Below are 11,903 nucleotides of genomic sequence, written 5' to 3' on the forward strand. Positions count from 1 at the left end.
TATGCCCAGCATGGTATCCCCGCATACTGGATCGTGAACCTGCCGTCGGGCTGCGTTGAGGTGTACACCGATCCCAACGACGGTGATTATGCTGCCAAGCACACCCGGAAGTGCAACGATATGCTCGCACTGCCGTTTGCGGATGCTGTCATTGCCTGCACTGATATTCTCCCGAAGTAACCGCTCTCGCAACATAACTGCGTATGCCCACCGACCTGCCCCCCCGTACGGCCTCCGTTTCTCGTACTACCAACGAAACCGATATCTCTGTATCGGTTCACCTCGACCCTGATCAGGTTGAGTACGAAAACAGCACCGGGATCGGCTTTCTCGACCATATGCTCGATCTGTTTGCGCGCCACGGCGGGTTCTCGATGCAGGTGACGTGCGACGGCGACCTGCATGTCGATGACCACCACACTACCGAGGATGTCGCAATCGCGCTCGGACAGGCTTTCCGCAAGGCCCTCGGCGACAAAGCCCACATTGCCCGCTATGGACATGCCTACGTGCCGATGGATGAGACCCTCGCTCGGAGCGTTGTTGATCTGTCGGGGCGTTTCTACTGTAAAGTGGATGCCGACTTTGGGCGGCCTACCGTGGGCGACCTCGCGACCGAGATGGTTCCTCATTTCTGGTACTCGTTTGCCGAGCACCTGCGCTGCAACTGGCATCTTACGGTTCTCTACGGGTCGAACACGCACCACAAGGTCGAAGCGCTCTTCAAGGCCGCGGCCCGTGCGCTAAGAACGGCCGTGCATCGCGACCTGGCGCAGGACCGGGTGCTCTCTACGAAAGGGACGATTTAGCGCACAACGATACGACCGCGCCTCCCGCACGCAGCCCCTGTACGCAGCCCCTGTACGCAGCCCCTCTCCACTGCTCTCCCCCTTCCCCATGTTTGACAACCATACGCTCGCCATTCTCGGTGCCGGAAGCATCGGGCAAGCCCTGCTGGGCGGACTCATCGGCGACCTGCTTCCGCCCGAGCGCATCATTGCCACGCGCCGCTCCGACGCCGGACAGGCCGCTCTACGCAACGCCTATCCCGACATCCGCGTCACCGCCGACAACGCTGCTGCGGTTGAGAAGGCTACCATCGTCCTGGTGGCGTGCAAACCGTACCAGCGTGCCGACCTGTTCAACGCCATTCGCCCGGTACTCAACAACGACGCTCTGGTGATTTCTGTGCTGGCGGGCATCCACAGCGCCACGCTGGCCCGCGAGCTCGACAGCGCCAACCCGATTGTGCGGGCGATGCCCAATACACCCGCGCTGGTCGATGCAGGCGCTACGGCCCTGGCCGCCGGCGCCACCGCAACTGAGACGCATCTGGAGCTGGCTACCGCGATGTTTGAGGCGGTCGGCACCGCTGAAGTGGTAAGCGAGTCGCAGATGGACGCCGTAACTGGTCTCTCCGGCAGCGGCCCCGCCTATGTATTTATGTTCATTGAAGCGCTGATCGATGCGGGCGTGCGGCAGGGCCTGCCCCGCACAACCGCAGCGCGCCTGGCGAAGCAAACCGTATATGGCGCCGCCAAGCTGGCGCGCGACTCCGGCGAGCACCCCGCCATCCTGCGCGATGGTGTGACCACCCCCGGCGGCACCGCCATTGCTGCTGTATCTGAGCTGGAGGCGCACGGCCTGCGCACCATGCTCATCAACGCAGTCGACACCGCCACGCGACGCTCCCGCGAGCTAAACGAATCCGACGAGTAGCTTCGGATCTCGTTTGCCGCTTCGCATCCCTCTGATTTACTCGCTTTTGCTCTTTTTTCTATGACCACCATCATCGACTACGGCATCGGCAACCTGCGCTCCATTGAAAAGGCTTTCGAGGCGGTTGGCACCGACGTCGTGCGCACCGACGATGCCGACACCATTGTGCAGTCTGACCGCGTGGTGCTGCCCGGCGTGGGGGCGTTTGGGGCCTGCATGACCGAGGTGGCTGCCCGCGAGCTAACCCCTGTGGTGCGCGAGGTTGTTGCCCAGGGCACCCCCTTTCTGGGTGTGTGCGTAGGTATGCAGATGCTCTTTAGCGAAGGCCACGAGCGCGGCACCTACGAAGGCCTCGACATCTTGCCCGGTGCGGTTGTCCACTTCAACGATGCCGCTAACGCTACCGCCGATATGCCCACCCACAAGGTGCCCCACATGGGCTGGAATACGCTCGACGTGCATCGCGACTCGCCGCTTCTGGCCGACATCAGACCGGGCGATTATGTCTATTTTGTACACTCCTATCACGCACAGGCCGAGCACGACGCCGACGTGCTGGCATCGGCCACGTACGACCATGCGTTTCCAGCGATCGTGCAGCGCGACAATGTGTTTGGGGTGCAGTTCCATCCCGAGAAGAGTCATGCTGTAGGCCTCCAGCTGCTCAAAAACTTTGCCGCGCTTAACTGATTCAAGCAGGTAGTTCTGTTGTATCCGCCTCCCCCACCGAGCCTCGACCCTGCCTATGGCCCTCGTGATTCCAGCTATCGATCTGCGCGGCGGACGCTGCGTGCGTCTTCATCAAGGATCGTACGACGAAGAAACGGTCTACTTCGACGACCCCGTCAAGATGGCGAAGCTGTGGCGCGTGCAGAATGCACGCGTGCTGCACGTCGTGGACCTTGACGCAGCCCGCGGCGATGACAGTCCCAACCGGAAGGCCATTCGTGGAATTACGGATGCGCTGGACATCCCTGTGCAGATGGGCGGCGGCATCCGTTCGCTCGACGATATTGCTGCTGCGCTGGAGATGGGCGTCTACCGCGTTATCATCGGCACCGCGGCGGTGCGCAATCCGCCGATGATCAGCAAGGCGATTGAGCGGTTTGGGCCACGCCGCATCGTTGTGGGTATCGACGCCCGCAACGGCGAGGCGCGCGTGCAGGGCTGGACTGAAGGCTCGGGCGTGGATGCGGTCGAGCTGGCGCTTGACATGCAAGACCGCGGCGTGCAGCGCATCGTATACACCGACATCAGCCGCGACGGCACGATGGAAGGGCCCAACCTCAACGCGTATCGCGCGATGGGGAGTGCCCTCACGACCACCAAGATTACCGCTTCAGGCGGCGTTGGTCAGCACCGCGACCTGCTGGGCATTCAGACGCTGGCACGCTACGGCGTCGACTCCGTGATCGTGGGCAAAGCTTTGTACGAGAACGTCTTTCCATGTCAGCAATTCTGGAGCTGGAACGAGAAGAACGAGATCGACCTCGACGCCTTCTCGACTGCCCCCCTGCACGACCCCTCGGTGCTGCACTGAGAGATAGGTATTGATGTACTTGTTTAGAACAGAAGAAACGCACATGATAAATTCTTAGTCATGGTTTTAGCGCCGCGGCTATCAGCCCCACCCGCATCATGACTTCCACACCCTCCACCCGTCCATCCTCCCAAACAACATGCCCTTAGCCAAACGCATCATTCCCTGTCTCGACGTTGACGAAGGCCGCGTTGTGAAAGGCGTGAACTTCGTGGATCTGGTTGACGCCGGTGACCCGGTCGAGCAGGCTCGCTTTTATAACGAAGCAGGCGCTGATGAACTTGTCTTTCTTGACATCACTGCCACCCATGAAGACCGCGCCATCATGCACGACGTGGTGCGGCGCACCGCCGACGAAGTCTTTATTCCGCTTACCGTGGGCGGTGGCATTCGTACCGTAGAAGACATGCGCGCTATGCTGCATGCCGGCGCCGACAAGATTGCGATCAACTCCGCTGCCGTTAAAACGCCAGATGTCATCACCGAAGGCGCCGAAGCCTTTGGCTCGCAGTGCATCGTTGTTGCGATTGATGCCCGGCGGCGCGAGGACGGCGACGGCTGGGAGGTGTTCGTGCATGGCGGACGCAAGCCAACCGGACTCGACGCGCTTGAATGGGCAGAGGAAGTCGAGTCGCGCGGGGCCGGCGAGCTGCTCGTCACCTCGATGGACCGCGACGGCACCAAGTCGGGCTACGACAACGAACTGCTCCGTGCAATCAGCGAGCGCGTACGCATCCCTGTAATCGCCTCTGGGGGCGCCGGATCGCTGGAGCACTTGCGCGACGGCCTGCGCGACGGCCATGCCGACGCTGTACTGGCCGCCTCCATCTTCCACTTTCGTGAGTACAGCGTCGAAGAGGCCAAGTCCTTCCTGCTCGACGCCGACCTACCTGTTCGCCCGATTCGCACCGTTCCTACCTCGCACTCATGACTCCTGCTCGGCTCCTTCGCCTTGGCGCTCTGGTTTTTGCTCTCGTTGGCGGCGGCATCATCGCCTGGCTGGTTGATAAGGCCATCCGGTATCCTGAAGTACGCGCCTCACAGTTCGGATATGAAGCCCCTTTCTGGCCGGCCCTGATTGCGTTTGTACTCCTCTGTACAGCCGTGGGCGTCTACCTGCAGCTTCGGGCAGCCCGCCGCGTTGACGATGGCGAGGACCTTTATGCCCAGCGCCACCGTCGGCATCCCTCTGAGAAATACCCCGAAGAATACGCGTCGGACCGTGACGATTCTTCAGCACGTTAGGGCCTTACGAGCGTGCATCTCCTCCAAACCTGCATATCTTCATCGCCTTAGGGGTGGACAGCGCACGTTCTGGCTTGTATCTTAGCCTACGTATGCAGATGCTCGTGCTGTAAACGCGGCCTGCACATGCGGCTCCTTTTCACTTTCGTTTATCTCAAAAGCACCTTCCAGACCTATGGCTGACACCCCAACCACTGATATCGCTGCGCTTCTGGGCGATGAAGCCGACGACCTGCTCAACCACGAATGCATGATCGACCGGGACCACCTGCACCTGCCCGGCGGCGACTTTGTGGATCGCGTGTGGAAAGACTCCGACCGTAATCCGCGCGTATTGCGCAATATGCAAGCGCTTTTCGACCATGGACGCCTCGGCGGCACCGGCTACCTGTCGATTCTTCCTGTCGACCAGGGCATCGAGCACTCGGGCGGCGCCTCTTTCGCTCCGAATCCGATCTATTTCGATCCGGAAAATATTATCGAGCTGGCTATGGAGGCCGGATGTAACGGCGTGGCTACTACGTATGGCGTGCTTGGCAGCATGGCCCGCAAGTACGCCCACAAAATCCCGTTCATCCTGAAGTTTAACCACAACGAGCTGCTCTCCTATCCGAATACCTACGACCAGACGCCCTACGCTCGCGTCGACTCGGCCTTCGACATGGGCTGCGTAGGTGTCGGTGCCACCATCTACTTTGGCTCAGACGAATCGCCCCGTCAGATCGAGGAAGTGTCGGATGCCTTCGCTCGCGCGCATGAGCTGGGCATGTTCACCATCCTGTGGTGCTACGTGCGCAACAGCAACTTCAAGATCGACGGCGACAATTACGAGGCCTCTGCCGACCTCACCGGGCAGGCCAACCACATTGGTGTAACCATCGAGGCCGACATCGTAAAGCAGAAGCAGCCGACGCTGAACGGCGGCTACCGGGCGCTCAACATGGGCGACTCCAGCTACGGCAAGCTCGACGAGCGCATCTACACCGACCTCTCGGGCGATCACCCCATCGACATGACCCGCTATCAGGTCATGAATAGCTACATGGGGCGCTGCGGGCTCATCAACTCGGGCGGTGGCTCGGGCAAAAACGACAAAGCCCAGGTGGTGCGTACCGCGGTTATCAACAAACGCGCCGGCGGCATGGGCCTGATTACCGGGCGCAAAGCCTTCCAGCGCCCGATGGACGAAGGCGTTGATATCGTCAACTCGCTGCAAGACGTCTACCTCGACGATAGCATCACCGTTGCTTAAACCGGCACCAGCCTGCTGTTGCGGGCTCGCTGTTGTACCGTTGCGTCGTAACGTTGCGATGCTACCGCACCCCGTGCCTCGTCTCCCTACTGTTTCAGGGGGATGCGCACGGGGTGCTTTGTTCGCCCCCATCCTCTCGTACTGAACCTTCTTGCGCTACGCCATGATTGCTGCTAACCCCACGGCTCACTACCCCGACTGGGCCAACGACCTGGCTCAGAAGTACCTGACCAAGACCATCTCTACGTTTTTGCTGCATGGCGACGTGCGCGACGTTATCCGCACGGTAACGCCCAGCGACGGTGCCCCCACGTACGTCCCTTTCCTCGACTTCCTGACCGACGACCTGTTTGCCGCGCGCGACCTCGTTATTCAGTACGATCGCTCATCCGGACTCCACTTTCCCGACAAGGCCTCTAAGCGCGATTTTAGCCGTGCGGTGTCGGGCTACGACAGCCTCTTCGGCACCGAGTACGCCAAAAAGCTTCCTAAGGAGCCCTCACGCGTATTCCCGCTCCTTGAAAACTACCTGCGTCTGCGCCTATCCGACGGCAGGCGCATGGCCTGCATCATTGACTATGCCGAAACCATCGCGCCCATGGCCGAAGCCGCTATGTACTCGGCTGAAGACCGCCAGGCGCTGGTCTACCTGCAGAAGTGGGCGCGCGACCCGCTTTTTCTCGACAACGACTTTACGCTCTGCCTCGTCACCGAGAACCTGACCGACCTGAACCAGCAGCTCGTTCAGAGCCCGCATACCGCCGAGGTTCAGGTTCCTATTCCGGATGAAGACGCACGCGCTGAATTCGCCAGCTGGTATATCGGCGACCGCAGCACGGTCTACACCGAGCATGCCGACATGCCGCCCTCCACCCTGGCTAATGCGACCTCGGGACTTAACCTGACCCAGCTGCGAACCATCCTCGCCGATGTCCTCGAAAACAAGACCCGGCTCACTTTCGACCGCCTCGCTGAGCTGCGCAAAGACTTTATCGAGGCCGAAGCGTATGGCATGCTCGAATTTGTCGACACCGACTTCTCGCTCGACGACGTAGCCGGCCACCGAGAAGCAAAGACGCACCTGCGGCAGGCGGCCCAGGCGCTTCGGGCCAACCGGCCCGATGTGATGCCTATGGGCTACCTCATCTGCGGTCCAGTAGGATGCGGCAAGACCTTTCTGATCCGGTGCTTTGCCGGCGAGATTGGCATTCCGATGGTGATGCTGAAGAACTTTCGGTCGCAGTGGCAGGGCGTTACCGAAGGTAACCTGGAGAAAATACTGAACCTGCTGGAGGCGATGACCCCCGTCGCCGTCATGATCGACGAGGCCGACGCAGCCCTTGGCAACCGAAATGCACAGGGCGACTCGGGCGTCTCGCAGCGTGTCTTTGGCAAGATTGTCTCGTTCATGAGCAATCCTAAGCACCGCGGACGGGTGATCTTTTTCCTGATGACGGCCCGCCCTGATCTGATGCCGGTCGACCTGAAGCGTCAGGGACGCGCCGAGGAGCACCTGGCGCTGTTCTATCCCCACAATCGCGAAGACCGCGAGGAGCTTCTGCAGGTGATGATGCGGCGCACAGGAGTCGATATTCCCGTCGACGACGTACCCGATGTCTTGCTCACCGGCGATCGCACCTTCAGCGGTGCGGATATGGAGGCGATTATGACGCGTGCTTCGTTCCGGGCGGCAGCCGAAGAAAGTGAGGTAACGCCCGAGATTTTAGAGGCGACGGTTCAGGACTTCATCCCGCCCACGTATCCCCAGGAAATAGAGCTACAGACCCTGGCCTCGGTGCTGGAATGCACAAGCAAGTCGCTCTTGCCCGAGCCGTACCGTTCTATGGAGCGAAGCGAAGTCGTACAACGTGTTGACAATCTGAAGCGCCGCATTTAGACGACGCAAGGAAACATAGACCGCGCTCATGCTCCCCAGCGAAAGAGGATGTAAGAGATGGAATGCCCCCCCACCCTTGCGCAACCTCCCCCCACTGGCCTGACTGCAGGTGGGCCTAACCGCTGGCAGGCCGGCCGCCAGTAGAGGCGCGTGCGCTGTGATATCGGGCGTCTGTTTAGGATTTATCAGTTGTTCTGTTGCCTTCGTTTTTGGCAGCAACGTCAAACATCGAGACGCCTTCTTCAGGCGACTTGCGCGAGGCCGTTTCCGGCGGTTCAAGCGTACGCAGCTTGTCGTTCTTGCTGAGCAGTTCTCTAATGCGGGCGCCCGCCTTGCTATCAGTCTTTTTTTTGCTCTGCTCAGAGGTATCGTCTTTGCTCTTGCTCTCGTTCATCAGATGACGAAGGCGGTCGCTGGCTTTACGCAGGCGCTCGGCAGCCGAGGTCTCCTTTTTTGCTTCTTTTTCTGCTTCTACACCTTGCCCTTTATGTTCGCGCTCTCCACGCTCCTCTGGGGTAGCATCTGCATCAAAATTTGCCTCCGCATTCGCACTGGGTGGCGGCGCGCCCTGCGGACGCGTGGTGTCTGCCACTGTATCTTTCTCTGACGTGGCCGAAGCTTCGTCCGTCGCAGACTCAGACTTTTCAGAGGCGGGCGGTTCAGGTCGAGTTGACTCAGTTGTTTCGGATGCAGGCTGCGTTGCTGAGCGGGACTGCTCTTCTTGCTCGTGGATCATCGTATTTGCCTCGCCGAGCTCTCGTGTAGCTACCTCGGGGTGGCGATAGGTATCAATGAGGCGCGCCACGATCTCGTCAACCGACGTATTGTTGTCGTTTGCTTTGGTCACAAGCCACGACCAGAGCCGCCGCGGCAGCGTGATGTCGCGCGTATCCAGTGCGTTTAGCTGGGCGTTCACGTCAGATGAGGTCTCAGGCATGAGAGATATGAATTGAGTGAGCAAAGTGTCGAGAAGGCCGCGTGGTACGCGGTACCCGAGAAAATCTTAACAGAGGCAACGTATTAACTCATCATCCATCTGTATTCGTATTCTCGTCGACGTTGTGCACAGCCCCATTCATCGTTTTCTGATCAAAAGGCTGCTCATTGTCTTGAGACGAAGGCGAAACAGGTTCAAGGACCGGCTTTATCTCGCCTGCTGTCTCGTTGAGCAGCGATGCAGCCTGCCACAGGAGCAGGGTGGTACGGCGGGATACCAGGCTCGCCTCTTTTCGCCAGATATCCTGGTTGGCCAGCCGATCTGGATCTATATTCTCAGGATCTGGAATGTGGATCCGCTCAGCGGTCTGCCTGATGACGGCCAGCGCATCTTGCACGCCTCGAAGACGTTCGTGTGCTTTCGCTGTAGTGTCTACGAGGGCTGCAAGGTGGTCGTTCAGTTCTCGATCGGTCATACCAGCGCATTGAAAAAAGTTGAGGGAGACAAGTAATGTAAATCGCAGTCCAGGTGGCAGCACGCGCGAAAGGTAGTTGCGACGCCGCTTCAGCGGAATATCTTTGGCAAGATACCGGCTGGCAATTGCTGGATTCAACAAGTCACCAGTTGGACGGGGTACAGAGATGCTTATGCTTCGTCCCACATTGATGCAACAGCCTCGCTACGATAGCTTTCCCCCTTCAAGGTAACACGGATGGCCTCAATGTACTCATCCGGCTTCCCTTTCATGACGTACCCGCGTGCGCCCGCCTCATGAGCCGCTTCAACGTATGACTCTTCGGCATGCCCCGAGAGCACCAGACACGTTAGGCCAGGATGCATGGCGCGTAGTTTCTGGACCAGTTCAATACCGCTTATACCCGGCAGGGCTACGTCAACAAGCACGATGTCTGGCAACGATTCAACGTCTTCGTTGAGGTCGCGGAGCGCTGCTTCGCCGCTTTCGGCCGTACCCACAACCGTAAAGTCATCTTCCGAAGACAGGTAGGTCCGCATTGATGAGCGCATAAGGTCCTGATCTTCAACAATGTAGATCGTGTATTCCATAAGGTGTACAAGTAGGTAGGAATGATTCGTATAAGGACGGCTTCAGTGCGTTGCTCTTAATCTGTTACACCATACACAAAAGACATCATTCACAGAGGGCTCTTGCGTTATAACATAGGTACTGCTTGGGCAACATATGCAAGATAGCAACGCAAGATAGCAACGCAAAGAGACTCTGTGCTCACGGTCGCTGTATTGCACTGTTTTGTCATGTTATTGGATGCGCACCTACCCGTTCATAGCAGAAACGGGAACGCATATTTTGCAATGTGTTCCTTCACCTGGTGCTGTATCAAGGTGTAGTTTCCCATCAACCGACCGCAGTCGTTCCTGAACCTCCCAGATGCCGCCTCGCTTTTTCTTTCCTTTCATCACGCCCTCCCAATCAAATCCCTTGCCCTCATCGATTACATCAATGCAGAAGTTATCGTCGTTGGTATAGGTACGCACGGATGCTTCGTGCGTGTCGGCGTATTCACATGCGTTTGCGAGCAGCTCGCGCACGGCCCGAAAAAGCACTGTGCGCACCTCCCCGGAACAGGCTGTACCCTCGGATTCATCTTGAAGGCTTATGGCGAAGCCATGCTGGGTTTGAAAGTGTGTGCGGAGCCATTGCAACGCCTCCATGATACCGTCGCCTTCAAGAACAGGAGGAGCCAGATCAAGCGTAAGCCGGCGGGCTGATGCGATCGCTTCGTTCATCAGTTCGTCGACCTGTGCAGGCGATACGGGAAGTGCAGTAACATCAAGGGCATCGGTACTTTCAATACCATTCACCAGCATCTGAAGCTGTACCTGGATGCCGTACAGATACTGTAGCAGGTCATCATGTACCGTACTGGCAATCTGTGAGCGCTCGCGCTGTTCAGCCATTGTGAGCGCAGCCGAGAGCTCGCGCAGCTTTTCGGTGCGCGCTTCGACCTGCGCTTCGACCTGCTCCTCGGCCCGCAAAAGTCCATGTTCGGCATGCTTGCGCTTCGTGATGTCAAGCAGAATGCCATCAAGCCACTTCACAGACCCATCGTCTGCAAGGCAGGGGCGCCCGTTGTCTTGCACCCACCGCACCTCTCCCTCATCACTGCGGATGCGATACTCCACCCGGTAATAGGCATCCTCATCGACCGCGGTGCGCACGGCTTTCCGGATGCGGTCGAGGTCTTCTTCAACAACGACTTCTTTGAACGACCGCCCACTGGGGTCGAGCGTGCGCGGATGGATTCCGCAGATGTCTTTGAACCCGCTTCCCATGTACAGCGAGTCCCATTTTGTATCGTAGGTACAGCGATAGACCGCACCCGGAAGCCGGTTAACCAACTGGCGAACCTCGACGCCTTCTCGGTCCATATACTCACGAGGATGCGTCGCTCCCTCATATGGGATTTTTTCTTGCCCGCTGTCTTCATTGGCTTGAGAGGACGTGCCACCTGCCCCCTGCGTTTCGGATGTTCTTTTTGCAGAGAGAGACGTCTCTGAATGGGATGTCCCCGAATGGGATATATCTGAATCGGATGTAGATGAAGTCGTATCCTTTTTCCTCATAACCACATCACGTACTTGCGTGTATTTTGGGCGAGTTATAAGTTAACAGTCACATCATCGGCCTATGCCCATCAGAGCAAAGCGAGGGGCCAAGCAAAAACGTGCCTCTATGACGCAACGGGAAAAAATACGTAAAAGGCCGTTCCTTCTCCTTCTTTGGAGCGCACAGCAATGTCGCCATCCATCGCCACAACAAGTTCGCTCACCACAGTAAGCCCAAGCCCGCTTCCCGTACCAGAGTCGCCTCGCACGTACGGCTCAAAGAGCTTGTTGCGCAAATCTTTACTAATACCAGGACCATTATCGCATACTGTTATGCGTATTTCGTCTTCGCGTTGCAAAGACGTAACTTCTTCATCTCCGGGTGATTTCTTTACGGCTTTCGTAGCCGGTTCGGCCTCAACCGTCACCGTGCTGCCTGGCGAACTGTACTGCACGGCATTTGAGGTCAGGTTGTCGATAACGCGCCGCAGCGACGCCTTGTTAATCGGTGCATACAGCGGCGCTGCTGAGATGCTGTGACAGATGGACACGCTGTGCTCTTCGCGCGCATACATTTCAATCCCTGAGACGGCTTCGGTCACAATCGGACGAATGTCTTGCACCTCCCGTGCCATGTCGATCTGTTTGCCTTGCAGCTTTGCCAGGTCGGTGAGCGAGCGTGCCATGCGCTGCAGCTGTGCTGTTGCTTTCTGCATGCTCTCGATTG

Annotated in this window: 14 protein-coding genes; 9 read left to right on the forward strand and 5 right to left on the reverse strand. The window is 58.4% G+C overall.

From position 1 onward, the window contains the following. The 9 genes from PPP56_RS04480 to PPP56_RS04520 all read left to right on the forward strand — a co-directional run. Window positions 1-180: Uma2 family endonuclease (locus tag PPP56_RS04480; protein WP_353562834.1), on the forward strand; the 180-nt coding region annotated here is incomplete at its 5' end. A 23-nt stretch (window positions 181-203) separates the two neighbouring features. Further along, complete coding sequence (gene hisB, locus PPP56_RS04485; RefSeq protein WP_353562835.1) at window positions 204-809, forward strand: imidazoleglycerol-phosphate dehydratase HisB; 606 nt, start codon at window positions 204-206, stop codon at window positions 807-809. Between the two features lie 88 nt (window positions 810-897). Continuing rightward, window positions 898-1,719: a pyrroline-5-carboxylate reductase gene (gene proC / locus PPP56_RS04490; RefSeq protein ID WP_353562836.1), complete on the forward strand. Its 822-nt coding sequence runs from the start codon at window positions 898-900 to the stop codon at window positions 1,717-1,719. Between the two features lie 60 nt (window positions 1,720-1,779). Beyond that, on the forward strand, window positions 1,780-2,409 hold the full coding sequence (gene hisH / locus PPP56_RS04495) for an imidazole glycerol phosphate synthase subunit HisH (RefSeq protein WP_353562837.1): 630 nt from the start codon (window positions 1,780-1,782) through the stop codon (window positions 2,407-2,409). A 55-nt stretch (window positions 2,410-2,464) separates the two neighbouring features. Continuing rightward, complete coding sequence (hisA, locus tag PPP56_RS04500) at window positions 2,465-3,259, forward strand: 1-(5-phosphoribosyl)-5-[(5-phosphoribosylamino)methylideneamino]imidazole-4-carboxamide isomerase (protein WP_353562838.1); 795 nt, start codon at window positions 2,465-2,467, stop codon at window positions 3,257-3,259. 139 nt (window positions 3,260-3,398) lie between these two features. Further along, window positions 3,399-4,190, forward strand: a complete 792-nt coding sequence (gene hisF / locus PPP56_RS04505) for an imidazole glycerol phosphate synthase subunit HisF (protein WP_353562839.1) — start codon at window positions 3,399-3,401, stop codon at window positions 4,188-4,190. Beyond that, complete coding sequence (locus PPP56_RS04510) at window positions 4,187-4,504, forward strand: ABC transporter permease (RefSeq protein ID WP_353562840.1); 318 nt, start codon at window positions 4,187-4,189, stop codon at window positions 4,502-4,504. Before hisF ends, PPP56_RS04510 begins: the two co-directional genes overlap by 4 nt. A 175-nt stretch (window positions 4,505-4,679) precedes the next feature. After that, entirely contained in the window at window positions 4,680-5,756 is a 1,077-nt protein-coding gene (locus PPP56_RS04515; protein ID WP_353562841.1) for a class I fructose-bisphosphate aldolase, read from the forward strand. Between the two features lie 163 nt (window positions 5,757-5,919). Further along, on the forward strand, window positions 5,920-7,653 hold the full coding sequence (locus tag PPP56_RS04520; RefSeq protein ID WP_353562842.1) for an ATP-binding protein: 1,734 nt from the start codon (window positions 5,920-5,922) through the stop codon (window positions 7,651-7,653). A 175-nt stretch (window positions 7,654-7,828) separates the two neighbouring features. Here the strand turns inward: PPP56_RS04520 and PPP56_RS04525 are convergent, their stop codons facing one another. The 5 genes from PPP56_RS04525 to PPP56_RS04545 all read right to left on the reverse strand — a co-directional run. Next, complete coding sequence (locus PPP56_RS04525) at window positions 7,829-8,590, reverse strand: prolipoprotein diacylglyceryl transferase (RefSeq protein ID WP_353562843.1); 762 nt, start codon at window positions 8,588-8,590, stop codon at window positions 7,829-7,831. A gap of 91 nt (window positions 8,591-8,681) precedes the next feature. Further along, window positions 8,682-9,065, reverse strand: coding sequence for a hypothetical protein (locus tag PPP56_RS04530; RefSeq protein ID WP_353562844.1), 384 nt, complete (start codon window positions 9,063-9,065; stop codon window positions 8,682-8,684). A gap of 170 nt (window positions 9,066-9,235) precedes the next feature. After that, on the reverse strand, window positions 9,236-9,655 hold the full coding sequence (locus PPP56_RS04535) for a response regulator (protein ID WP_353562845.1): 420 nt from the start codon (window positions 9,653-9,655) through the stop codon (window positions 9,236-9,238). A gap of 228 nt (window positions 9,656-9,883) precedes the next feature. Beyond that, window positions 9,884-10,999 (reverse strand): sensor histidine kinase, encoded by a 1,116-nt coding sequence (locus PPP56_RS04540; RefSeq protein ID WP_353562846.1) that lies wholly within the window; start codon window positions 10,997-10,999, stop codon window positions 9,884-9,886. Between the two features lie 302 nt (window positions 11,000-11,301). Next, window positions 11,302-11,903, reverse strand: a 602-nt coding sequence (locus PPP56_RS04545; protein ID WP_353562847.1) for a sensor histidine kinase, incomplete at its 5' end; no start/stop codon positions are given.

Source organism: Longimonas sp., assembly GCF_040409695.1.
In the GTDB taxonomy this organism is placed as follows: Bacteria; Bacteroidota; Rhodothermia; order Rhodothermales; family Salinibacteraceae; genus Longimonas.

Bases quoted from the DNA above. Each gene is read 5' to 3' on its own strand.
- hisB (WP_353562835.1), top strand. From the start codon at position 204: ATGCCCACCGACCTGCCCCCCCGTACGGCCTCCGTTTCTCGTACTACC.
- proC (WP_353562836.1), top strand. From the start codon at position 898: ATGTTTGACAACCATACGCTCGCCATTCTCGGTGCCGGAAGCATCGGG.
- hisH (WP_353562837.1), top strand. From the start codon at position 1,780: ATGACCACCATCATCGACTACGGCATCGGCAACCTGCGCTCCATTGAA.
- hisA (WP_353562838.1), top strand. From the start codon at position 2,465: ATGGCCCTCGTGATTCCAGCTATCGATCTGCGCGGCGGACGCTGCGTG.
- hisF (WP_353562839.1), top strand. From the start codon at position 3,399: ATGCCCTTAGCCAAACGCATCATTCCCTGTCTCGACGTTGACGAAGGC.
- PPP56_RS04510 (WP_353562840.1), top strand. From the start codon at position 4,187: ATGACTCCTGCTCGGCTCCTTCGCCTTGGCGCTCTGGTTTTTGCTCTC.
- PPP56_RS04515 (WP_353562841.1), top strand. From the start codon at position 4,680: ATGGCTGACACCCCAACCACTGATATCGCTGCGCTTCTGGGCGATGAA.
- PPP56_RS04520 (WP_353562842.1), top strand. From the start codon at position 5,920: ATGATTGCTGCTAACCCCACGGCTCACTACCCCGACTGGGCCAACGAC.
- PPP56_RS04525 (WP_353562843.1), bottom strand. From the start codon at position 8,590: ATGCCTGAGACCTCATCTGACGTGAACGCCCAGCTAAACGCACTGGAT.
- PPP56_RS04530 (WP_353562844.1), bottom strand. From the start codon at position 9,065: ATGACCGATCGAGAACTGAACGACCACCTTGCAGCCCTCGTAGACACT.
- PPP56_RS04535 (WP_353562845.1), bottom strand. From the start codon at position 9,655: ATGGAATACACGATCTACATTGTTGAAGATCAGGACCTTATGCGCTCA.
- PPP56_RS04540 (WP_353562846.1), bottom strand. From the start codon at position 10,999: ATGGACCGAGAAGGCGTCGAGGTTCGCCAGTTGGTTAACCGGCTTCCG.